We start from the raw sequence: 21585 nt of genomic DNA on the forward strand, positions 1-21585 counted from the left end.
ACACCCTTTCGCTAAGCGCCCGAGACTAGCATCTTGCGCCCTCCCGACAAGGGTTCGCGCAAATTTCGCTTCGCGTTACGCTGGCTGCGGGATCTGCTGCGAGATGCAGTGAAAACTGCCGCCGCCGCGCAGCAGCGCCCGACTGGACAGTCCTATGACCTCGCGGTCAGGGAACAGCGCCGCAATCTGTTCGACCGCCTTGGCGTCATTTCCGGCCCCATATTGCGGCACCGCCACCACTTCATTGCCGATATAGAAATTCATATAACTGGCAGGCGCAATATCGCCATCCACCTCGTATCTGCCGACCGAGGGCAAGCGGACCACCGCAAGACCCGATAATCGGGCATATTCGGCCGCATCCTCGAAAATCGCCTTGTTCGGATCATCGGCACTGTCGGCCTCGGGAATCACCACCGTGCCGGGCGCGACAAAGCGGGCGAGATTGTCGACATGGCCATCGGTGTGATCGGCGATCAGCCCGTCTCCCAGCCAGCAGATATCCTCCACCGCCAGAGCTGTGCGCAAGCGCTCCGCCACCTGCTCCCTGGTCAGATCGGCATTGCGATTGGCATTGAGCACGCATTGTTCTGTGGTTATCAGGCTCCCCGCACCATCGCCATCGATCGCGCCGCCTTCCAATATCCAGCCCTGATCGCTGACCGGCAGATGGAAGCGCTGCGCCAGCCGCGCCGCGATATCCTGATCACCCGCCATTTCAAATTTGCCGCCCCAGCCATTGAAACCGAAATTGCGGCCGGCAAGACCGTCGGAACCCGTGACAAAAATCGCTGCCGTATCACGCAGCCAGACATCTCCGAAAGGCTCGACCACTATGTCGACAGGGGCCTGCACCAGACCACGCGCGATCTCCGCATCGGCAGCATCGCGGCACACCAGGACGACTTTCTCGCCAGCGCCCGCGGCAGCGACGGCATCGGCAAAGGCAGCCACTTCCTGCTGCGCGGCATCCCTGCCCAGCGGCCATTCCGCCGGATCACCGGGAAAGCCGATCCAGACCGCCTGATGCGGCTCCCACTCTGCGGGCCATCTTGTCATGCGTGGCGTCCGCCGTCAGTTACCGGTGCGGCTCTTGTCCCGCGTCGCGCGGAATTCGTCGCCCTCATTCCAGTTCGGCCAGTCCTCGGTCATCGCCAGCATCCGCGCGACGGTATAATAGACCTTCAGGTCGCCCATCACGCCGTCCCAGTTCCAGTTCGGATCATATTCATCCTTCGGACCATGATAACGGTTTTCCGTATAATCTTTCGAAATGGCTTCCCCGGCTTCCCGGCCACCGTCGACCAGATCCTCGCCGCCTTCGAAATAGATCATCGGCACGCCAAGCTTGGCGAAGCTGAAATGATCGGAGCGATAATAATAGCCTTTCTCCGGCGTCGGCTCGGCTTCGGCCACCCGGCCATCCCCGGTCAGCGCCGCTTCGAGATAGCGGTCCAGTTCCGATTTGCTTTTCCCGACGACAATCACATTCTTCGCCGGTCCGGCCATGCCGAACGCATCCATATTCACCCCGCCAACCGTCTGGCTGAGCGGATAGACCGGATTTTGCGCATAATATTTGGAACCCAAGAGCCCTGATTCCTCGGCTGTTACAGCTAGGAAGATGATGCTGCGATCCGGCGCGCCAGCTTTCACATGCGCTTCGGCCAGAGCCACCAGAGCAGCAGTGCCGGTCGCATTGTCGACGGCGCCGTTGCAGATATCATCGCCATCGGGCGCCGGTTTGCAGCGACCAAGATGGTCCCAATGCGCGGTGTAAAGCACATATTCATCGGGACGGGTCTTGCCTTTCAAGATACCGAGCACATTCTTGCTGTTCGCCTTGCTTATGGTATTTTCAAACGAAGCCGATGCTTTCAACCCGAGATCGACCGCCTTGAAGCCCTTCTGCTTGGCAGCTTTCATCTGCGCTTCGAGATCCTGACCGGCAGCGGCAAAAATCTTCGCCGCGACATCTTTCTGGATCCAGCCGTTGATCTTCGTCTGGTCGGCCCCGCCATTGGCCGACTGTGCGTAGAATTGCGGTCCGCTCCAGCTCGATTCGACCACGTTCCAGCCATAGGCAGCGGGTTCGGTGTCGTGAATGATCAGCGCCGCAGCCGCGCCCTGGCGGGCCGCTTCCTCATATTTATAGGTCCAGCGGCCGTAATAGGTCATTGCCCGGCCACCAAAATCGCCCTCCAGGCTGTCGGTACCGAAATCCGGGTCATTGACCAAGATGACGACGGTCTTGCCTTTGACATCGACGCCTTCATAGTCGTTCCAGCCGCGCTCCGGCGCGTTCACGCCATAACCGACAAAGACCATGTCGCTGCCTGTAACGGCAATTTTCGGCTGTTCCTGATAGCTGGTGATCACCATCTCTGGGCCGTAGGCAAAACTGAAATCCTCGGTCCCGCCGGTGACCGTCAAGGAGGACACATTCTTGGCTTCAATGGAAACCAGCGGCACATCCTGAAACCAGCTATCGCCATTGCCCGGCGACAAGCCCGCTTCCTCGAATTTGCTGGTCAGCAGCGCCAGCGTCTTTTCCTCGCCCGGCGTACCGGGGGCCCGGCCTTCAAAAGCATCGGAAGAAAGCTGCTCGGTGATCGATTTCATCGTCTCCACCGACAATTCCGGCGCCGCGATTTCCGGGATTGCTGCTACGCTATCGCCCTCTTCAATCTTCGTGCAGCCGGCCAGTACCAGCGACGGCGCCAGCAGCGCCCAGAGAGACCGTTTCAACATCATGCTTTTCCTTCTGAAATCTTCATTACCGAAAATCCTCCCGCACTCAATGGCAGACGATATTCGGCAAGGCAAGGAGCCTTGAGGGCGTCCGGCGCCCCTCTGTCGGCGCACCCAAATGCCCGACATAAAAAAGGCGGCTGTTGAAAGCCGCCTTTTTTTGAATCTGTTGTGAAAACAATCAGCGCGAATAGAATTCGACAACCAGATTGGGTTCCATGGTCACCGGGTAAGGCACCTCGTCCAACGTAGGAACGCGGACATAGGTCACTTTGTCGGTGCCTTCCGGGTTCACATATTCCGGAATATCACGCTCTGCCAGGCTCTGTGCTTCGATAACCAGCAGCATTTCTTTTGCCTTGTCACTCAGCGCAATCTCGTCGCCGGGTACAACCTTGCGCGATGCAACATTACATTTAACGCCGTTCACGCGGATATGGCCGTGGCTGACAAGCTGACGGGCGGCAAAGATGGTCGGAGCAAATTTCGCGCGATAGACAACCATGTCGAGACGCTGCTCGAGCAGACCGATCAGGTTCTGGCTGGTATCGCCTTTCATTGCTGCGGCTTCTTTATAGGCGCGGCGGAACTGCTTTTCCGTCACATCGCCATAATAGCCTTTCAGCTTCTGCTTGGCGCGCAGCTGGATACCGAAGTCGGACAGCTTGCCCTTGCGGCGCTGGCCGTGCTGGCCCGGACCATAATCACGGCGATTGACGGGTGATTTGGGACGGCCCCAGATATTCTCGCCCATGCGGCGATCGAGCTTATATTTGGAACTGGTACGTTTGGTCATCTGAATGACTCCTAATTTGCTGTTTATAGTCTTCCCGGAACGCACCATCAGAACATAAGTTTTGATGCGGCCGCCGCTTCACCGGGGTGCGAGGCCAATTGCTGTGGCGCCTTGAACAGATTTCTTCAAATCTGTCAAGGCGCATGATTCAGGATAGAGTCCGGAAAAGTCTGGGCCGACCCAAAAGCCTGTCAGGGATCGTTACGGTTCTGCGTGCCGCGGCTGTAGCTGGACCGGTTCTCCAGCTGACGAGCATTTTCTTCTTCATACTGCTTCCATTGCCGCTTTGTACGACAGATACGCTCGGGAATCTTCGATCCAAGAACAGCCTCGGAACGACAGAGAACCTTGTCCTCTTTTGCAGACTGGTCAGCGCTCGCGGCTGCCGAAGCATCGGCCGCCAAGGCCAATGACAAGAATAGTGTAAACATGATTACTCCAGAAAAATATGAATGTTGGGCCAAATATAGCTAGGTGCGCGCGCAAAAGCTACTTCAAACGGCCTTCCTGCTCGACATTGTGGTCATAGTAAATTATCGCCCCTGCCATGAACATCACCACTGCATCCATTGATCAAATCGACAATATGACGCAATTGCGGGAAGCCGTTGATCAACTCGATACGGAGTTGATTGAACTTTTCCGGCTCCGTTTTGCGTGCATGGATGCAGCAGCGCGAATCAAGCAGGATCGGGGTGCGGTTCGCGACGAAAAGCGCAAGGCGGAAGTCCTGGCCAATGTAAAAAGCCTGTCGCAAAAGGCGGCGATACCCGCACCAACCATGGCGGCGATCTGGGAAATGCTGGTCGAAACGTCGATCAGCTATGAAATGCAGAAATGGGACCAGCGCCGCAAATAGCGGTTCCGGTGGCTAAGTTTCGGCCTTGTCCTTGCGCGGCGGGCGTTCGAGCGACGAGACGATCCCACGCCATGTCTTCACCTCCTCATTGGTCCATGCCGGCTTGGTCAGCATGTTGCGAAGCGTGACTTTCGTCGCCACAGCGCGCTCCGGCGGATAAAAATAGCCGTTCTTGTCGAGCGCCCTCTCGAGATGTTCGTAGAACATATCCAGCTCCTTTTGCGGTGCCGGTTCGGCCTTTTTCTTGTCCAGCGTCGGCTGGACATGGGCGCTGCTGTCCATTTTCGATATTTCATAGGCCACGAGAATGACCGCCTGCGCCAGATTCAGCGATCCGAACTCGGGATTGATCGGCACGGTGATGATCTTGCGCGCCCGCTCGACATCGGACACTTCGAGACCGGAGCGCTCCGGCCCGAAAAGAATCGCGCATTTGCCGCTGGCCTGCGCCATATCTTCCGCCGCTTCCCACGGTGCCAGCACTGGCTTGGTCATGCCGCGTTTCCGCACGGTGGTGGCATAGACATGGGCACAATCGGCGACGGCTTCGGCCGTGGTCTCGAAAACCTGTGCCTCTTCCAAAATCTGGTCCGCGCCGGACGCCGCCGGCCCAGCATCGGGATTGGGCCAGCCGTCGCGCGGCTTGACGATACGCATTTCGGTCAGCCCGAAATTCAGCATCGCACGCGCAGCCTTGCCGATATTCTGACCGAGCTGAGGGTTTACCAATATGATGGCGGGCTGGTTGCTCACGCGCCGCCGACGTCTTTCACGCTGCCGGCAAATTCCTTGAAATCCTTGGCTTCGGTAAAATCCTTGTAGACCGAGGCGAAGCGGATATAGGCCACACTGTCGAGCGTCTTGAGACCTTCCATCACCATCTCGCCAATCCTCTGCGAAGGGATCTCGGTTTCACCGCTGGTTTCCAGCTGGCGCTGGATCCCGGAGACCAGCTGATCCATTTGCTCCTGTGCCAGACCACGCTTGCGACAGGCCAGCGCCACCGACAGATCGATCTTCGACCGGTCGAAGGGCTCCTTGCGGTCTTCGCTCTTGACCACCGTGATTTCTCGCAGCTGCACCCGTTCGAAGGTCGTGAAGCGCGCGCCACAGCTCTCGCACTGCCGCCGCCGCCGGATCGTCGTATTGTCCTCGGTCGGACGGCTGTCTTTTACCTGACTGTCGTCATGGGCACAAAAGGGGCAACGCATGGTCTGGCTTTCCGATCAATCCTGATAGATCGGGAAACGGTCGCAAAGCTCCTGCACCCGTTCACGAACATCGGCTTCCACAGCCGGATCACCGCTCTCCCCTTTTTCGCGCAGGCCGTCGAGCACATCGGCGACCATGTCCCCGATCAGCCGGAATTCCGCCGGACCGAAGCCGCGGGTGGTCCCGGCAGGCGATCCCACGCGAATGCCGCTGGTCTTCATCGGCGGCTGCGGATCATTGGGAATGCTGTTCTTGTTGCAGGTAATCCCGGCCCGTTCCAGCGCTTCGTCGGCATCGCGCCCGGTGATCCCAAGCGGCGACAGATCGATCAGCGCGAGATGGGTGTCGGTGCCACCGGCGACCACATCGGCGCCGCGTTCCTTGAGCGTCGCCGCAAGCACTTTTGCATTTTCAATGACAGCCGCACAATAGCTTTTGAATTCCGGACGCAGCGCCTCGCCAAAGGCAACCGCCTTGGCCGCAATCACGTGCATCAGGGGGCCGCCCTGCAGACCCGGAAATACAGCAGAATTGATCTTCTTGGCAATGGCTTCGTCATTGGTCAATATCATGCCGCCGCGTGGCCCACGCAGGGTCTTGTGCGTGGTGGTGGTGACAACATGGGCGTGATCCAGCGGGCTGGGGTGCAGCCCGGCGGCCACCAGACCGGCGAAATGCGCCATATCGACCATGAAGATCGCACCAACAGCGTCGGCAATCGCACGGAACTTGGCGAAATCAATCTCGCGCGGATAGGCAGAACCACCGGCGATGATCAGCTTCGGCTGATGCTCCTTGGCCAGCGCCTCGACTTCTTCATAGTTGATCAGGTGATCATCGTCATTGACGCCATATTGGATGGCGTTGAACCATTTGCCCGATTGCGCCGGTTTCGCGCCATGGGTCAGATGGCCGCCGGCATCGAGCGACATGCCAAGAATGGTGTCGCCCGGCTTGACCAGCGCCAGCATCACCGCACCATTGGCCTGTGCTCCCGAATGCGGCTGGACATTGGCATAACCGCAATCAAACAATTGCTTGGCACGTTCGATCGCCAGCGTCTCTACATCATCAGACGGCGCGCAGCCCTGATAATAGCGGCGGCCGGGATAGCCCTCGGCATATTTGTTGGTGAAGACCGACCCCTGCGCCTGCAGCACGGCCTTGGAAACGATATTCTCCGACGCGATCAGCTCTATCTGGTTCTGCTGGCGCGCCAGTTCGGAGTTGATCGCACCGGCAACCGCCGGATCGCTTTCATCGACCGAGAAATCGAAAAATCCGGTCTGGCGGATATCCTGTATATCTGCAACGTTGCTCATGCGCTTGTTCCTTCAACTTGGGGGGCAGACAATTTATCGACCCGGCGCTGGTGCCGGTCGCCGCCAAATGGGGTTTTCAGAAAGATGTCGAGACAGTCTTTCGCGATTTCGATGCCGACCAGCCGCGCGCCCATGGCGATGACATTGGCATCATTATGTTCCCGCGCCAGTTTCGCCGACAGGCCTTCGGAGACCAGGGCGCAGCGGCAGGCCGGATTGCGGTTGACCGCCATCGAAATGCCGATACCCGAACCGCACAGCGCCACGCCGCGCTCGACACGGCCGGAAGCCACTTCATCGGCCAGCTTATAGCCATAGTCGGGATAATCCACGCTGTCGGCGGTCATCGGTCCGAGATCGCTGACTTCGTGCCCTGCTTCCTGCAACCAATCCACCAGCATAGCCTTCAAATCGAGGGCGGCGTGATCGGAGGCAATGGCGACGCGCATGAACTGTTCCTGTTGTTAGAATCGAATGGCCGCTATTTAGTAGAGACTTCCCCGATAGGCCACCAAATATTTGACGCGCCGCGTCATGCGAAGCGTGACGAAGCGGCGTGTCCCGGCGCGGGCTGGGATCAAGCCCGGCGAAGGCCGGGGTCCCTTGCCGGTAGAAAAACATAAGCGGCCTTAATCACGTCCGATAACGTTCTGAAATAGCATCAGGATACCAGTCTATCCGCCGGTCAGATTTCCATCTGGCTGCCCAGTTCCACCACCCGGTTGCTGGGCAGTTTGAAAAACTCCATCGCGGTCGCCGCGTTGCGCAGCAGCCAGGCGAAGAGTTTCTCACGCCAGATCATCATCTCAGGCTTCTTCGAAGGCAGCAAGGTCTGACGGGACAGGAAGAAGCTGGTGGTCATCATGTCGAACTCCATGCCGCACCCCTTCACCTGTTTCAGCGCCTCTGGAACATCAGTTTCCTGCATGAAACCGAAATGCAGGATCAGCCGGTAGAAACCATGACCGAGATCCTTCACCTCGCAGCGCTTGTGAGCCGCAACGGTAGGCACATCCTTGATGTTGACGGTCAGGATCACCACCCGCTCGTGGATCACCTTGTTATGCTTGATATTGTGGAGCAGCGCCGATGGCACGCCTGCGGACGAGGACGCCATGAATATCGCCGTGCCCGGCACCCGCGTCGCGCTGTTGGCAGCGGACTTGGTGAATATCTCGATCGGCATGGCCGCTTCTGCCATATTTTTCCGCATGATCTGGCGGCCTTTGGCCCAGGTCGTCAGAATGATGAAGGCGACTCCGCCGACAGCCAGCGGGAACCAGCCACCGTCCGGAACCTTGGTCAGATTGGCTGCGAAATAGGCACCATCGACGATGAAGAAGACCGCCAGCAACGGAATGGTGAACCACAATTTCCATTTCCAAAGGACGATCATCACGATGGCCAGCAGGCAGGTATCGATGAACATCGCGCCGGTGACCGCAATGCCATAAGCCGAAGCCAGATTGCTCGAGCTCTGGAAGGTCAATACCAGCAGGATCACCGCGATCATGATCGCCCAGTTGACGAAGGGAATGTAAATCTGCCCGGCTTCCGATGCGCTGGTATGCTTGATCGTCAGGCGGGGGATGAAACCGAGCTGGATCGCCTGATGGGTCACCGAGAAGGACCCCGAGATCACGGCCTGGCTGGCGATGAATGTTGCCATGGTCGCGAGGATGACGAGCGGCAGGCGGAGCACTTCCGGCGCCATGATGAAGAAGGGGCTCTGGATCGCCGCCGCAGCTCCGGCAGCGTCGAGCGAGAGGATCATCGCGCCCTGACCGAAATAATTGCACAGCAATGCCGGCATGACGAAGCCATACCATGCGACGCGCATCGGTTTCTTGCCAAAATGGCCCATGTCGGCGAACAGTGCTTCGGAACCGGTTACCGCCAGCACCACCGAACCCAGCGCCAGAAAGGCCTTGATACCGTCGGTTATGAAAAACTGGATTGCATACCAGGGATTGAACGCCATGAGGATCGAGGGATGCCCGATAATCTGGATGATCCCCAAAGTTCCGATCACGGTGAAATAGACGAACATCACCGGCGCGAACAATGCTCCGATTTTTGCTGTGCCCCGGGATTGTAACAGGAACAGGAAGATCAGCAGCGTCAGCGCGATCGGAATGACCAGATGGCCAAGGCCCGGCTGTACCACGGTCAGTCCCTCGACCGCCGACAGGACCGAAATAGCCGGCGTGATCATGCTGTCGCCGTAAAATAACGCGGTCGCGAAAACGCCGAGCAAGATCGCCAGCCAGCCGAATTTTGATCGTCGCATGGCGCCGGAAATCAGCGCAACCAGAGCAAGACTGCCGCCCTGCCCCTTGTTATCCGCACGCATCGTGATGCTGACATATTGAATCGTCACCACCAGGGTCATTGACCAGAATATCAGGCTGACGACACCCAGCACATGGATACGATCCAGCTCGAGCGGATGGGCACCGACAAATGTTTCCCGGAAAGCATAGAGCGGACTGGTGCCGATATCTCCGAACACAATGCCGATCGCACCGGCCGCAAGCTTGGCAATCGCTGAATTGCGCTGGGGCGAACCATGGGTTTGCACCGTGTTCGGGGCGTCTGGATTTTCGGTTGCTTCTGCGGACATTGGTGGGCCGGTTAGGCTTCCCCGTTCAAAATGGACACAACAGTCTGTTTACTGACATTGTTTTCAGCAAGCGCGAGCGCTTAGCACCAGCATTTAGCAGGTGCAACAAAGCGACAAGCCCGGAATATCAACTCCTTCATATCCCAAGACTTTTAGTCGCTTGCTGGAAGATTTGGAGGCATCGGCAGCGATGGCTGCGCCCTTTCCATGGCCGCCAGCCGCGACTCGAGATCGGCGCGCCACGGGGCGTCTTCGCTGCTTCTTTCCAGCAATTCGGTCCAGATAGCCCGGGCCTGATCGATTTTACCCGACTGCGCATAAGCGAGTCCAAGGAAAAACGGCGGACCGGGATGCTCCGGCGACAGGTCCGCGGCCTTTTGGAACGCGAATTGTGCGGCGGGCGTGATCACACCATCGGCGTGGACGACCAGCGCGTTGCCAAGGCCAACCCAGAGATCGGGATCCTCGGGATGTTCCTTCACCCCGTTGCGCAGATAATTGGCCGCTGCGCCATGCTTGCCGGCGCGATTGAGGGAGTCGGAAAAGACCAGCCATTCGCGCGCCGTACCGAAACGCTCGCCCAGTTCGTTTCGCGCATCGATACTGTCTTCATCGAAACTATTGGGTTTTTCCGCCGGCTCGACCGATACGCCGGCCATGCCGGGATTTCCCTGCCAGGCATAGCCTGCCACACCGAGCAACAATGCCGCGGCGGTAATTTCGAAAGTCGTCCGCGACAATTTCCCCAATATTATCAATGCGCCAGCGCAAATCAGCACCAGCAGGAACAGAATGATCCAACCCATCAGTCCTTCCCTTCGCTTCTGCGGAACCGTCCACGCGCCAGCCACAGGGCGGCCAGCAACAGGATGATTGGCGCGATCCACAATGGCCAGGTCACGGCGGACGCGATCGGCGGATCATAAGACACCCAATTGCCATAACGTTCGATCAGCCAGCTTCTGACCTGTTCGGGCGTTTCACCGGCGGCAATTCGCTCGCGCACCTGGCTGCGCATATCGCCGGCCATCGGCGCATTGCTGTCGGCAATCGACTGGCTCTGGCATTTCAGGCAGCGCAATTCTTCCATCAGATCGCGCGCCGCGGCCTCCTTCGCAGGATCATCCAGTTGCCGGTCTGCATAAGGCGCAGGCGGCAGACCGGTTTGCGCGACGAGCGGAGCGGCAAGACAGACCAGCAGCAGGACCAGAAATCTCATCATTCCGCATCTTCCAGCAGTTTCAGCAGCTTGTCGATATCTTCCTGCCGGATGTCGCCGATATGCTGATGCACAATAATGCCATTGCCATCGATCACGAAAGTTTCCGGTACACCGGACGAGCCCAGTTCCAGTTGCACCTTGCTTGTCGTGTCAGTTCCGATCCTGCTGTAGGGATTGCCCCAGCGATTCAGGAAATTGGCAATATCTTCCGGCGTGTCCCGGCTGGCAATCGCATTGATTTCAACGCCTGCCTGCTCAAGCGCCAGCAATTGCGGTGCTTCGGCGATACAGGGCAGGCACCAGCTGGCAAATATGTTGAGCAAGGTCGGCTTGCCCTTCGCCAGATCGCTGCTGCTCAGGCCGGGCCGCTGTTCAATGGCCGCTGGCAGGGTGAAAGCCGGCATCGGCTTGCCGACCATCTTGCTCTCGATAATATTGTCCTTGGGCAGGATCAGGCCGGTCGCAAATGCAGCAAAAAACAGGCCAAACAGGGCAAGCGGCAACCAGAGCAGCCAGCGGTTCATAGCATCATCTCGGCATATTCCCGTTGCTTGCGCTGCATATAGCCGCGCCGCAAACGGCCGATCATCGCCAGAAGTCCGCCTAATGCCACCAATATGCCGCCAAACCAGATCAGGGTGACAAACGGCTTCCACCAGACCCGTATCTGCCAGCGGCCTTCGCTGTCGCCTTCGCCAAGCACGACATAGAGTTGCCCGTTCCAGCGCGTCAGCAATGCAGCTTCGCTGGTCTGCGTCTGGGCTGCGGCAAACATCCGGTTCTGCGGTGTGAATTCATGGATCGCGCCATCGCCATATTGCGCCGTCATCCGGCTTTCGAGCGCGGTCCAGTTTGGCCCCGCCATCGGTTCGATCGCTTCGAACTGCAATGTCCAGTCGTTGACGACAATCTCGTCGCCTGGCTGTGCCGCGACCAGCTTCTCCTCGGTAAAGCTGCTTTCGCAGGCCATGCCGACGAGCGCCACGGCGATGCCGAAATGAGCGATGACCATGCCATAGATGTGCAACGGCGTCCGGCGCAGATTGCGCTTCCAAAGGGGCGCGAAACTGGCAACGGCGACACCGGCCGCCAGCGCCAGACCGAGCAGCGCCAGAACCGACATGCCGGTGGTGAACAACGCCAGCGCAAAAAGTGCGGCAGCCGTGAGGAGGATCGGGATCGCTATGCGGTTCAGCAGCGTTTTCGGATTGTCCCGCCGCCAGCGTAGCAGGGGGCCGGCCGCCATGACCGCGACCAGCAGCAGCGCCAGCGGTCCGGTTGCCAGATTGAAATAGGGCGGACCGACCGACAGCTTGTCCCCGGTCACCGCTTCGACCAGCAACGGATAGAGGGTGCCGATGAAGACCAAGGCCAGGATCACCGACAGCAGCAGATTATTGGCGACCAGCGCGCCCTCCCGGCTGACCAGTTCGAACCTCTTGCCTTCTTTCACCGTGCCGACCCGCAGCGCGAACAAGGCCATTGCCCCGCCGATATAAAGGGCGAGCAGGGCCAGGATGAAACTGCCGCGTTCCGGATCAACCGCGAAAGCATGAACGCTGGTCAAGATACCGGAGCGGACCAGAAATGTGCCGATCATCGACATGGAGAAAGCGACCACCGCCAGCATCAAGGTCCATGCGCGCAGACTGTCGCGCGTCGCCAGCACCGTGACGGAGTGCAGCAAGGCGGTCGCCGCCAGCCAAGGCATCAGCGAGGCATTTTCAACCGGGTCCCAGAACCACCAGCCGCCCCAGCCGAGCTCGTAATAGGCCCAGTAGCTGCCCGCCGTAATGCCCAGTGTCAGGAATATCCAGGCGCCCAGCACCCAGGGTCGCATCGCCTTGGCAAAGGCTGCGCCGACGTCGCGGGTGATCATCGCACCGACAGCGAAGGAGAAAGCGACAGACAATCCGACATAGCCGAAATAAAGCGTCGGCGGATGGAAGGCGAGACCGGGGTCCTGCAGCAGCGGATTGAGCCCCTGCCCGTCTGCCGGTATCGGAAACATCCGCTCGAACGGATTGGAAGAGACCAGCAGGAAGGCGTAGAATCCCAGGCTGATAAAGGCCTGGGCCGCCAGCGTCGCGACGAGGGTCCTGGTGCGCAGCGACCGCTCGAACAGCGCGATAAAGGCGCCGGCCAGCCCCATGACCGTGACCCACAGCAGCATCGATCCTTCATGATTGCCCCAGGTTCCGGCAAATTTATAGAGCAGCGGCTTCACCGAAGCGCTGTTCATCACCACCAGCTTGACCGACATGTCGGATCGCAGGAACAGCCAGATCAGCAGCAGAAAGGACAGGCTTACAAACAGCCCCTGCGCCACCGCTACCGGGCGGATTGCGGCAAAATATTCGTCCCGTTCCATCCGCAGGCCGATCGCCCCCAGCGCGAACTGCAGCAGCGTCAGCGCGGCTGCCAGCCAGAGCGCGATCAGGCCGGTTTCGGCGATCATTGGACCAGCGTCTCCGTTTTATTCCTGCCGGATGTCATATCAATACCTTCCAGCTCCCGCGGGATGTAATTTTCATCATGTTTGGCCAGCAGCGTTTCAGCCCCGAATATGCCGTTGGCATCCAGCCGGCCATCGGCCACCACGCCCGATCCCTCGGCAAAAAGATCCGGCGTAATGCCGGTATAGGTGACTTTTTGCCGGGCGTCGGCATCCATGACCACGAACTCTACCGTGACCCCGTCGGCGGATCGCTGGATCGATCCTTCCTCGACCATGCCACCCAGACGAATGGCGGTGCCCGCCTCCGGCTTCTGCTTTGCAATATCCGACGGCGTATAGAAATAACTCGCCTGGTCCTGCAACGCGTAAGCCGCCAGCAGGCCCGCGCCGACCAGCGCAACCACCGCCAGCAGTGCCAGCGTCAGCCTTTGGTGTTTTGCCTTCATTTTCGTTTGCTCAACTGATCTGCCTTCGCTTCCGCCTTGCGCATCGCCAGATAGCTGTGCGTCACGACCAGAGCTGTGCCCAATAGCACAAACGCGTAGGAAGCAATGATAAAGGGCCAATGATTCATTCTGCTGCCATCCTTTTCAGCCGGGCATCGACTTTGGTTTGCGCCAGACTTGCCCGCATCCGCATAAGCACAATCGCGCCGAATAGCAGCGAGAAACCCAGGGCCGAAACCAATAGAGGCCATAAATAAAGCGGATCGATGGTCGATTTGCCCAGAATATTGATGCTGGTCCCCTGATGCTGGGTCTCCCACCATTCGACCGAAAAGCGGATGATCGGCAGATTGACGATGCCAACCACCCCGAAAATGGCGGCTATCCGGCTCTGGCCGCTGGACTTTCGGCTCTCGTTGGCGAGTACGATATAGGCAAGATAGAGAAAGAACAGCACCAGCATCGAGGTCAGGCGGCCATCCCAGACCCACCAGGTTCCCCATGCCGGACGTCCCCAGATCGATCCCGTCACCAGACACAGAAGCGAAAACAACGCACCGGGCACCGCAATCGCGCGCGCAGCATGCGAGGCTAGCGGATGCCGCCAGATCAGTTCGGAAATGCTGGCAATCGCAATGCCGGACCATCCTGCCATGCCGAGCCAGGCCATCGGCACATGGACGAAGATGATCTTCACCGTATCCCCCTGTAACCGCTCGGCGGGCGTCGCCCAAAGGCCCCAGATACAGGCAGCCGCTACCATGGCGATGCCACCAAATAGCAGAAACGGCGTCAGCGGCCTGGCGAGTGACAGGAAGCGGGTAGGATTGGCATAGGCATGCATGGGTAAAGCGATATTGCCTCGGTTGCGGATGATCAACATCAATCGCGACTTTCGATGGCAGAAGCATGGCAAGCCGACAAGCGTTTTTGCGAATTGCCACCAGTCGCGCGGCTGCAATCGCATTTTCGGACCATTTACCACAGACCGGTCAACCCGGCCCTGTCCAATGGGCTAGTGAATCGTGATCATTGTCAATTTTTCGGCACGTTGCAGCGATGCCATATAGTCGGATTCAAAATAGATTCCCGCGGCATCATCCTCGACCATACCGATCCGCCCGAGCATTTCGCGCGGCTGTGGCCGTACGCCCGACAGGATGATCCTGGCCCCCGAAAGGCGGGCCTGCGCGATAAATTCCGCGATCATCGTCACCCCGCTGGCGTCGAGCATCGGCACCAGCCGCATGCGCAATATGATGACCTTCGGCGTCCGCCCGATCTTGCGCATCGCATCAAGCAATTCGCCGGCGACGCCAAAAAACACCGGTCCAGTGATCCGGAATACTTCAACATCCTTGGGAAGATCATCCCGCTGGCTGGGGTCATCCCCCGCCAATCCATCAATGCGATCCGGCGCATTGCCATTCTCCAGTTGCACCGTCTCGCTCATCCGCGCCATGAACAGCAGCGAAGCGAGCGTGACCCCGACGCCAATGGCTACGGTCAGGTCGACCAATATCGTCAGCCCGAAGGTCAGCAGCAATACCGCACGGTCGCTATTGGGCATCCGCAGCAGCGCGATGAACCGGTCGATCTCGCCCATGCCCCAGGCGACCACGAACAGGATCGCCGCCAGTGCAGCCATCGGCACATACGCCATCAGGCTGCTGCCGAACAGAATGAACAACAGGATGAACAGCGCGTGCATCATGCCGGCTACCGGAGTTTTTGCCCCCGCCTTGATATTCGTCGCGGTCCGCGCAATCGCCCCCGTCGCGGGCAGGCCGCCAAAGGCCACCGAACCGAGATTGGCAACACCTTGCCCGATCAGCTCCTGGTTGGAGCGATGGCGGGTGCCGGTCATTCCGTCCGCGACTACCGCCGAAAGCAGCGCCTCGATCCCGGCAAGAAAGGCGATGGTAAAGGCCGAGGGCAACAGTTCCACCATATAAGCCCAGGTCACGACCGGCAGCGATGGCACCGGCATCGTTACCGGCATGTCGGGGAAACGGGAGCCAATCGTGTCGACGGGAAGCTCGAGCAGCGCGACCATGATCGACGCCAGCACGAGCGCAATCAGGAAACCCGGCAGTCTCGGCGCAAATCGCTTCAGCACGATGATCACGAAAAAGGCGCCCAGACCGACCAGCAGGGTCGCCATCTGCACGGTAGAGATGGCCCCGAAATAGGCCTGCCATTTCGGCAGAAACTCCGACGGGACTGCGTCAAGCGACAGGCCGAGAAAATCCTTCACCTGGCTCGAGGCAATGATAACCGCGATCCCGGCGGTAAAACCGGTGACCACCGGATGCGGGATGAACTTGATCAGCCGCCCTATCCGGAAAACACCGGCGGCTATCAGGATGAGCCCTGCCATCATTGTCGCGATCAGCAGGCCGTCATAGCCATGCTGGGCGATGACATTGAATACGACCACGACAAAGGCGCCCGTCGGCCCGCCGACCTGCACCCGGGAGCCGCCAAGGAAGGAAATGAGGAAACCGGCAATCACCGCTGTGACCAGCCCCTTGTCGGGCGAGGCCCCGCTGGCAATGGCCAGGGCCATGGAAAGCGGCAGGGCAACAATCGCGACCGTCAGCCCGGCCAGCGCATCGGTCTTGAGAAGGCCTAAATCATAGCCTTCCCGCATCGTCGTGATGATTTTGGGCGTAAAGCTGTTCATCGGCCGGACGTCTATTCGCTTTCCGGATCGGAGCCTGCCTGATCGAACAGGATCGAACCCACGCCGCCAGCCGCCTTGCCCTCCTTGGTCTCGCGCATCCGGACGCCGCGCCCGATGCCGGTGCTTGGAGCATTTTCCCCGATCAGTTCAATCCCCGCACGTTCAAGCGCACCGATAACCTTGACCAGAGTATCGACCACGCCGCGCACCTGTCCGTCCGACGCTTCCATGCGCTGGATCGTCGGCAGCGACAGACCGGCCAGTTCGGCCAGTTGCCGTTGATCGATTCCGAGCAGGGCCCGCGACGCCCGCATTTGCTGAGACGTGATCATCAATCGACCTTTTCTGATATACTAAACATCAAATATCAGTATTAACAATTTATCCTGATTGTGTATAGAAGACATTTAATGACAGTGTCTTGTTCGGCCCCGCGATCCCGACAGACCGGCGGACAAAATTTGGATCGCGATCAAGATAGCGCCTGCCCGTAGCCGGCGCGCCAACAATCCCGGGCCTGCCGCGGACAATGACCAGACGCCTGCAATGGTGCGGATGCACGACTTTGGCCGAAATATCGAAAGACAATGGAACAGGACAAGATGAATGGCCGGATTTGAAACCTTGCTCGACAGGATCGTCGACGACATGGGCAACCCCGAAGGTGCAAATGGTAACGGGATCGACAATCCCACGGCTCCCGCGTTGCCGAAATCGGCGTTCGAGGCCTTCATTCGCGGCCTGTTGGGCCGCTGCCCGGGCTGCGGCAAGGCCAGGCTGTTTCCACGCCTGCTCAAACCGTTCGACCATTGCCCGTTATGTGGCCAGGACTGGACCGCGCAACAGGCCGACGATTTCCCCGCCTATGTGGCAATCATTGTCACCGGCCATATTCTTGCGCCGATCATCATCTTCATGATCAGCGAGCTCGGCTTGTCGATGTGGACCAATCTTGCGATCATAATCATCATGGCGCTATTCCTGATTGCCGCCCTGCTGCAACCTGCCAAGGGGGCCATCATCGCCATGCAATGGTGGATGGGTCTGAACGGTTTTGAAAGGCCGGCACGGTCGACCGTCGTCTCGAAGCCCGAAATCAGTCAGGATCACTGATCTCCGGCATTTGCGCCGGACAGATCAGTTCGTCGATTCCGCCCGTGTCATCAAACCGTCAATTAAGATTCACACTGGAGTCTTCGAAACCGGCAATTCCCTTCACAATTCAGGCCTAGAGGCCCGGTAAATCAGATTTACCGGAGGGCATCATGGCCAGAATATCTAAGTTTCGCAAAGAGTTACTAATCGGGTCGGCGGCGGTTCTGCTCGCTCTGCCGGGTACAGCATGGGCCGGTACGGTCAGCGGCGTGGTCAGCGACCCCAGCGACACCAGAGGATTGCAATCGGCCCAGGTCCGGATCATCGAGCTCGACCGGGTGGTCACCACCGACCGCGATGGCAGCTATCGTTTTCCAGACGTTCCGGCTGGCACCTATACGCTGGAAACCCGCTATGTTGGTGCAGACACCAGCCAGACCAGCATCACGGTCGCCGAGACCGCCCCGACCGTCGCCAATATCGTGCTGCAAAGTGGTGCCGGATCGGAAATTCTGGTTATCGGCCAAAGCGCCAACCAGGCGAGCGCCCTGTCCCGCAAGCGCGAAGCCGACGGCGTTTCCTCCGTGTTGACCCGCGATGCCATCGGCCAGTTTCCCGATCAGAATGTCGCGGAATCGCTGCGCCGCGTGCCCGGCGTCAACATCCTCAATGATCAGGGCGAAGGCCGTTTTGTGTCCGTTCGCGGTCTCGACCCCAACCTGAACGCTTCGTCGCTCAACGGTGTGCGCATCCCCTCGCCCGAAAGCGATGTCCGTTCGGTCGCTCTCGACGTGATCTCCAGCGACCTTATCGAGTCGATCGAGATCAAGAAGTCGCTGACCCCCGACATGGACGGCGATACCATTGGCGCCTCGATCGAGATCAACACCGTGAGCGCATTCGATCGCAAGAAAGACCTGCTGACCGGCAAGGTCGAAGGCAGCTACAATGATTATGCCGACCATATCTCGCCGAAGGGCAGCATCGATTTCTCCACCCGCCTGACCGACAATATCGGCGTTGCCGGCGGCCTGTCCTATTACAAGCGCAAGTTTGAAACCGACAATATCGAAGCCGAAGGCTGGGACGTCAACGATGACGGCGTCGTCTATGCCGAGGAAGTCCAATATCGCGACTATGACGTCGAGCGCGAACGGATCAGCGCTTCGCTCTCATTCGATTTCCGCGCCAGCGACAGCACCGAACTCTATATCCGCGGCATCTACAGCCAGTTTGACGACCAGGAATTTCGTGGACGCACGACCTTCAAGCTCGACGAAGAAGCCAGCGGCGGCGACGCCAACAGCGCGCTGTTCGACGACGCCGACGGCGAAATCGAGATCGAGCGGGACATCAAGGACCGCATGGAAAGCCAGAAAATCCGCTCCGTCGTGCTCGGCGGCAAGACCGAAACCGGCCCCTGGAAAATCGAATATTCGGGAAGCTGGTCGAAATCGAGCGAATATGAAAATGGTTCAGTCGATCCGACCACATTTTCCAACAAATTCGAAGATGACGGCGTCAGCGTCCTGTTCGACTATAGCGATCCCCGGGTTCCGCTTTACAGCTTCGCCTCGGGTGCCGCGCTGGCCAATGATGCCAGTGTTTACGAACTGGACGATGTTGAGCTGACCTCCCTGTCGGACGCCCAGGACGAAGAATATTCGGCCCGTCTCGACGTATCCCACATCTTTGCCATGAATGGCGGCGATTTTACCGTACAGGGCGGCTTCAAGGGGCGCTGGCGCGAGAAGAGCCACGACAATAATGTCGAGTTTTACGAAGACAGCACCGGCAATTACTCACTGGCCGATGTGCTGGGCACACAGACCTATCGTATCACCGACCTCGGTCCGGTCGCCAGCCACACCGGCCCGACCGAATATTTCCGCACAAATTTCGGCGATTTCGAGCTTCAGGAAATCGACAGCCAGTTTGATTCGGCCGTCTCCGACTATGTGAACCAGGAAGATATTTACGCCGGCTATCTGCTCGGCCGCTGGGACAGCGACAAGCTTCGCGTCATCGGCGGTGTGCGCTTCGAACGCACCGAAAATGTCATTTCGGCCAACACGGTAACCCTGGTCGAGGAGGATGCAACCTTCGGCGGCGTGTTGTTTACCGAAGACACCGTGGTCGTCGCACCCAACAGCTTCTCGCGCAGCTATGACGACTGGCTGCCAAGCCTCAACATTCGCTTCGAACCGCAGCGGAACCTTGTCTTGCGCGCCGCCGGCTATCGCAGCGTCGTGCGTCCCAATCTGTCCGATCTTGCGCCCCGCTTTGCGGTCGAGCAAAATGACGATGACGAACGGGAAGGCGAATTCGGCAATCCGGACCTGCTGCCCTACGAGGCCTGGAATTTCGACGCTTCCGCGGAATATTACTTCAGTTCGAACGGCGCGATCACCGCGAATATCTTTTACAAGGATATCAAGAATTTCATCGTCGAGTCCCTGGAGGAAAACGGCACTCGCTTTGGCATCGATTTTGACGAGGCCACCATCCCGATCAACGGCAGCAGCGCCGAAGCCTTCGGTATCGAACTGGGCTTTGCGCAAGCACTCAATTTCCTGCCCGACCCGCTCGATGGCTTTCTGGTCAATTTCAACTATACCTATACCGATGCCACCGGCACGGTGCCTACTGACGGCGATGTCACCGACCTGCGCAGCATCACTCTGCCAAGCAGTTCCAAGCACACGCTCAACGCGGTTCTGGGATATGAAAAGGGACCGTTCGATTTCCGTCTGGCGGGCACCTATCGGGATCGCTATCTCGACGAACTGGGTGCCGAAGCCAGCGAGGACCGCTATGTCGACAATCATTTCCAGCTCGACGCCAGCATCAAGTTCAAGCTGAACAAGAATGTCCGGCTGTTTGCGGAATGGATCAACATCAACAATGCCAAATATTTCGCCTATCAGAATTTCGAATCGACCCAGCGACTGCTGCAATATGAAGAATATGGCTCGACCTTCAAATTTGGCGCAAAGATAACGATGTGATGAAAAATATAGCCTCCCCTCTCCTGCTCGGCAGCCTGGCCCTTTCCGGTTGCACCACCACCGCCGTTGCCGTCTCTTCGGCCCCGACCCTGGAACTGACCGCCGATGCGGAAACGGTTCCGGTCGGCACGGTCAACCGCGATGCGGCGGATGATCCGGCAATCTGGCGCAATGCCGGGGATCCGGCGAACAGCCTGATCATTGGCACCGACAAGCGCGCCGGTCTCTATGTCTACGGGCTGGACGGATCGAAAAAATCCTTCCTGCCCGAAGGCGAGCTCAACAATGTCGATCTGCGCGAAGTCGTGATCGGCGGTGAAAAAACCGTGCTGGTCGGGGCCAGCATCCGCAACGATCGCGCCAATGCCCATGTCGGCCTCTACAAGCTCGACACGGAAACCGCTGAACTGTCGCTGCTCGGCAAATATCCGGCCGGTCCCGGCGAAGCCTACGGCTTCTGCTTCGGACAGGACAGCGGCGGCGAAATCTTTGCCTATATGATCGAGAAAAGCGGTTTTGTCCGCGAAATCACCCTGTCCTTTGACGGTGGCACGCCAGCGGCAACCATCGGCCGGGAGCACAAGCTGGCAACCCAGCCGGAAGGCTGCGTCGTCGATGACCGCACCGGACGACTCTACGTCGGCGAGGAAAATAGCGGCATCTGGCTGTTCGATCTGAACGCCGACGATTTCATCCCGCAACGCTTCGCCAATATCAATGGCCGCGAACTGGTCGCCGATGTCGAAGGGCTGGCGCTGGCACCCGAAGGCGCAAATGGCGGCTATCTGGTCGCCTCCAGCCAGGGCGACAATGCCTATGTGCTCTATGACCTGGTCACCGGCACCTATGTAAACCGCTTTCGCCTCGTCGACGGTGCGATCGACGGCACTTCGGAAACCGACGGCATCGAAGTCATCCTGGGTGACTTTGGTCCGGCCTATCCCGAAGGCCTGATGGTGATGCAGGATGGCGCCAATGAAGGCGGCACGCAGAATTTCAAGCTGCTCAGCTGGTCGAAGATCAAGGCTGCGGTTGCGCCCTGATCGCGAGAACGGGATCGGAAGGGAGCCCTTTTGCGGGGCTCTCTTCCATCATTCCATCTAAACT

General features: G+C 58.8%; 22 protein-coding genes. 4 read left to right on the plus strand and 18 right to left on the minus strand.

All coding sequences use genetic code 11. The features are described from left to right. Window positions 1–75: 75 nt before the first annotated feature. The 4 genes from SPHFLASMR4Y_RS06205 to SPHFLASMR4Y_RS06220 all read right to left on the minus strand — a co-directional run bounded on the left by SPHFLASMR4Y_RS06205 (window position 76) and on the right by SPHFLASMR4Y_RS06220 (window position 3978). Complete coding sequence (locus SPHFLASMR4Y_RS06205; protein ID WP_089132784.1) at window positions 76–1059, minus strand: agmatine deiminase family protein; 984 nt, start codon at window positions 1057–1059, stop codon at window positions 76–78. A gap of 15 nt (window positions 1060–1074) precedes the next feature. After that, complete coding sequence (locus SPHFLASMR4Y_RS06210; RefSeq protein ID WP_260807095.1) at window positions 1075–2754, minus strand: M28 family metallopeptidase; 1680 nt, start codon at window positions 2752–2754, stop codon at window positions 1075–1077. Window positions 2755–2932: 178 nt separating this feature from the next. Continuing rightward, window positions 2933–3547, minus strand: a complete 615-nt coding sequence (rpsD, locus tag SPHFLASMR4Y_RS06215) for a 30S ribosomal protein S4 (protein ID WP_089132785.1) — start codon at window positions 3545–3547, stop codon at window positions 2933–2935. Between the two features lie 191 nt (window positions 3548–3738). Beyond that, entirely contained in the window at window positions 3739–3978 is a 240-nt protein-coding gene (locus tag SPHFLASMR4Y_RS06220; protein ID WP_089132786.1) for a hypothetical protein, read from the minus strand. A 116-nt stretch (window positions 3979–4094) separates the two neighbouring features. Here SPHFLASMR4Y_RS06220 and SPHFLASMR4Y_RS06225 point away from each other — a divergent pair, with 116 nt between their 5' ends. Beyond that, a complete protein-coding gene (locus tag SPHFLASMR4Y_RS06225; protein ID WP_089132787.1) occupies window positions 4095–4406 on the plus strand; it encodes a chorismate mutase in 312 nt (103 codons plus the stop codon). Between the two features lie 12 nt (window positions 4407–4418). On the opposite strand, the gene SPHFLASMR4Y_RS06230 is transcribed toward SPHFLASMR4Y_RS06225, so the two are convergent. The 14 genes from SPHFLASMR4Y_RS06230 to SPHFLASMR4Y_RS06290 form a co-directional block, all read right to left on the minus strand. Continuing rightward, on the minus strand, window positions 4419–5159 hold the full coding sequence (locus SPHFLASMR4Y_RS06230; RefSeq protein ID WP_260807096.1) for an RNA methyltransferase: 741 nt from the start codon (window positions 5157–5159) through the stop codon (window positions 4419–4421). Next, the gene (gene nrdR, locus SPHFLASMR4Y_RS06235) at window positions 5156–5617 is read right to left on the minus strand and encodes a transcriptional regulator NrdR (protein ID WP_089132789.1); all 462 of its coding nucleotides are present in this window, start codon (window positions 5615–5617) and stop codon (window positions 5156–5158) included. The genes SPHFLASMR4Y_RS06230 and nrdR overlap by 4 nt, the downstream gene beginning before the upstream one ends. A gap of 15 nt (window positions 5618–5632) precedes the next feature. Next, a complete protein-coding gene (gene glyA / locus SPHFLASMR4Y_RS06240; RefSeq protein WP_089132790.1) occupies window positions 5633–6940 on the minus strand; it encodes a serine hydroxymethyltransferase in 1308 nt (435 codons plus the stop codon). Then, on the minus strand, window positions 6937–7389 hold the full coding sequence (rpiB, locus tag SPHFLASMR4Y_RS06245; protein ID WP_089132791.1) for a ribose 5-phosphate isomerase B: 453 nt from the start codon (window positions 7387–7389) through the stop codon (window positions 6937–6939). Before rpiB ends, glyA begins: the two co-directional genes overlap by 4 nt. A gap of 236 nt (window positions 7390–7625) precedes the next feature. Beyond that, window positions 7626–9563: a potassium transporter Kup gene (locus SPHFLASMR4Y_RS06250; protein ID WP_089132792.1), complete on the minus strand. Its 1938-nt coding sequence runs from the start codon at window positions 9561–9563 to the stop codon at window positions 7626–7628. A 152-nt stretch (window positions 9564–9715) separates the two neighbouring features. Beyond that, entirely contained in the window at window positions 9716–10369 is a 654-nt protein-coding gene (locus SPHFLASMR4Y_RS06255; RefSeq protein WP_186266056.1) for a tetratricopeptide repeat protein, read from the minus strand. Beyond that, window positions 10369–10782: a cytochrome c-type biogenesis protein gene (locus SPHFLASMR4Y_RS06260; RefSeq protein ID WP_089134720.1), complete on the minus strand. Its 414-nt coding sequence runs from the start codon at window positions 10780–10782 to the stop codon at window positions 10369–10371. The genes SPHFLASMR4Y_RS06255 and SPHFLASMR4Y_RS06260 overlap by 1 nt, the downstream gene beginning before the upstream one ends. After that, window positions 10782–11309, minus strand: a complete 528-nt coding sequence (locus tag SPHFLASMR4Y_RS06265; protein ID WP_089132793.1) for a DsbE family thiol:disulfide interchange protein — start codon at window positions 11307–11309, stop codon at window positions 10782–10784. Before SPHFLASMR4Y_RS06265 ends, SPHFLASMR4Y_RS06260 begins: the two co-directional genes overlap by 1 nt. Further along, window positions 11306–13243, minus strand: coding sequence for a heme lyase CcmF/NrfE family subunit (locus tag SPHFLASMR4Y_RS06270; protein ID WP_089132794.1), 1938 nt, complete (start codon window positions 13241–13243; stop codon window positions 11306–11308). The genes SPHFLASMR4Y_RS06265 and SPHFLASMR4Y_RS06270 overlap by 4 nt, the downstream gene beginning before the upstream one ends. Then, window positions 13240–13689 (minus strand): cytochrome c maturation protein CcmE, encoded by a 450-nt coding sequence (ccmE, locus tag SPHFLASMR4Y_RS06275; protein WP_089132795.1) that lies wholly within the window; start codon window positions 13687–13689, stop codon window positions 13240–13242. The genes SPHFLASMR4Y_RS06270 and ccmE overlap by 4 nt, the downstream gene beginning before the upstream one ends. Then, entirely contained in the window at window positions 13686–13817 is a 132-nt protein-coding gene (locus SPHFLASMR4Y_RS16860; RefSeq protein WP_145955467.1) for a heme exporter protein CcmD, read from the minus strand. Before SPHFLASMR4Y_RS16860 ends, ccmE begins: the two co-directional genes overlap by 4 nt. Continuing rightward, on the minus strand, window positions 13814–14533 hold the full coding sequence (gene ccmC, locus SPHFLASMR4Y_RS06280) for a heme ABC transporter permease CcmC (protein WP_089134721.1): 720 nt from the start codon (window positions 14531–14533) through the stop codon (window positions 13814–13816). Before ccmC ends, SPHFLASMR4Y_RS16860 begins: the two co-directional genes overlap by 4 nt. Before the next feature lie 171 nt (window positions 14534–14704). Continuing rightward, the gene (locus SPHFLASMR4Y_RS06285; protein ID WP_089132796.1) at window positions 14705–16375 is read right to left on the minus strand and encodes a SulP family inorganic anion transporter; all 1671 of its coding nucleotides are present in this window, start codon (window positions 16373–16375) and stop codon (window positions 14705–14707) included. 11 nt (window positions 16376–16386) lie between these two features. After that, entirely contained in the window at window positions 16387–16707 is a 321-nt protein-coding gene (locus SPHFLASMR4Y_RS06290; RefSeq protein WP_089132797.1) for a helix-turn-helix domain-containing protein, read from the minus strand. A gap of 274 nt (window positions 16708–16981) precedes the next feature. On the opposite strand from SPHFLASMR4Y_RS06290, the gene SPHFLASMR4Y_RS06295 reads away from it, so the two are divergent. The 3 genes from SPHFLASMR4Y_RS06295 to SPHFLASMR4Y_RS06305 all read left to right on the plus strand — a co-directional run bounded on the left by SPHFLASMR4Y_RS06295 (window position 16982) and on the right by SPHFLASMR4Y_RS06305 (window position 21521). Then, entirely contained in the window at window positions 16982–17488 is a 507-nt protein-coding gene (locus SPHFLASMR4Y_RS06295; protein ID WP_260807097.1) for a DUF983 domain-containing protein, read from the plus strand. 152 nt (window positions 17489–17640) lie between these two features. Then, entirely contained in the window at window positions 17641–20478 is a 2838-nt protein-coding gene (locus tag SPHFLASMR4Y_RS06300) for a TonB-dependent receptor (RefSeq protein WP_089132798.1), read from the plus strand. Next, window positions 20478–21521: a phytase gene (locus tag SPHFLASMR4Y_RS06305; protein ID WP_089132799.1), complete on the plus strand. Its 1044-nt coding sequence runs from the start codon at window positions 20478–20480 to the stop codon at window positions 21519–21521. Before SPHFLASMR4Y_RS06300 ends, SPHFLASMR4Y_RS06305 begins: the two co-directional genes overlap by 1 nt. Window positions 21522–21585: the final 64 nt, after the last annotated feature.

Source organism: Sphingorhabdus sp. SMR4y, from assembly GCF_002218195.1.
Taxonomy (GTDB): Bacteria; Pseudomonadota; Alphaproteobacteria; order Sphingomonadales; family Sphingomonadaceae; genus Parasphingorhabdus.

Bases quoted from the DNA above. Each gene is read 5' to 3' on its own strand.
- SPHFLASMR4Y_RS06265 (WP_089132793.1), bottom strand. From the start codon at position 11,309: ATGAACCGCTGGCTGCTCTGGTTGCCGCTTGCCCTGTTTGGCCTGTTT.
- glyA (WP_089132790.1), bottom strand. From the start codon at position 6,940: ATGAGCAACGTTGCAGATATACAGGATATCCGCCAGACCGGATTTTTC.
- rpsD (WP_089132785.1), bottom strand. From the start codon at position 3,547: ATGACCAAACGTACCAGTTCCAAATATAAGCTCGATCGCCGCATGGGC.
- rpiB (WP_089132791.1), bottom strand. From the start codon at position 7,389: ATGCGCGTCGCCATTGCCTCCGATCACGCCGCCCTCGATTTGAAGGCT.
- ccmE (WP_089132795.1), bottom strand. From the start codon at position 13,689: ATGAAGGCAAAACACCAAAGGCTGACGCTGGCACTGCTGGCGGTGGTT.
- SPHFLASMR4Y_RS06210 (WP_260807095.1), bottom strand. From the start codon at position 2,754: ATGATGTTGAAACGGTCTCTCTGGGCGCTGCTGGCGCCGTCGCTGGTA.
- SPHFLASMR4Y_RS06220 (WP_089132786.1), bottom strand. From the start codon at position 3,978: ATGTTTACACTATTCTTGTCATTGGCCTTGGCGGCCGATGCTTCGGCA.
- SPHFLASMR4Y_RS16860 (WP_145955467.1), bottom strand. From the start codon at position 13,817: ATGAATCATTGGCCCTTTATCATTGCTTCCTACGCGTTTGTGCTATTG.
- SPHFLASMR4Y_RS06295 (WP_260807097.1), top strand. From the start codon at position 16,982: ATGGCCGGATTTGAAACCTTGCTCGACAGGATCGTCGACGACATGGGC.
- SPHFLASMR4Y_RS06250 (WP_089132792.1), bottom strand. From the start codon at position 9,563: ATGTCCGCAGAAGCAACCGAAAATCCAGACGCCCCGAACACGGTGCAA.
- SPHFLASMR4Y_RS06290 (WP_089132797.1), bottom strand. From the start codon at position 16,707: ATGATCACGTCTCAGCAAATGCGGGCGTCGCGGGCCCTGCTCGGAATC.
- SPHFLASMR4Y_RS06260 (WP_089134720.1), bottom strand. From the start codon at position 10,782: ATGAGATTTCTGGTCCTGCTGCTGGTCTGTCTTGCCGCTCCGCTCGTC.
- ccmC (WP_089134721.1), bottom strand. From the start codon at position 14,533: ATGCATGCCTATGCCAATCCTACCCGCTTCCTGTCACTCGCCAGGCCG.
- SPHFLASMR4Y_RS06225 (WP_089132787.1), top strand. From the start codon at position 4,095: ATGAACATCACCACTGCATCCATTGATCAAATCGACAATATGACGCAA.
- SPHFLASMR4Y_RS06270 (WP_089132794.1), bottom strand. From the start codon at position 13,243: ATGATCGCCGAAACCGGCCTGATCGCGCTCTGGCTGGCAGCCGCGCTG.
- SPHFLASMR4Y_RS06300 (WP_089132798.1), top strand. From the start codon at position 17,641: ATGGCCAGAATATCTAAGTTTCGCAAAGAGTTACTAATCGGGTCGGCG.
- SPHFLASMR4Y_RS06305 (WP_089132799.1), top strand. From the start codon at position 20,478: ATGAAAAATATAGCCTCCCCTCTCCTGCTCGGCAGCCTGGCCCTTTCC.
- SPHFLASMR4Y_RS06255 (WP_186266056.1), bottom strand. From the start codon at position 10,369: ATGGGTTGGATCATTCTGTTCCTGCTGGTGCTGATTTGCGCTGGCGCA.
- nrdR (WP_089132789.1), bottom strand. From the start codon at position 5,617: ATGCGTTGCCCCTTTTGTGCCCATGACGACAGTCAGGTAAAAGACAGC.
- SPHFLASMR4Y_RS06285 (WP_089132796.1), bottom strand. From the start codon at position 16,375: ATGAACAGCTTTACGCCCAAAATCATCACGACGATGCGGGAAGGCTAT.
- SPHFLASMR4Y_RS06205 (WP_089132784.1), bottom strand. From the start codon at position 1,059: ATGACAAGATGGCCCGCAGAGTGGGAGCCGCATCAGGCGGTCTGGATC.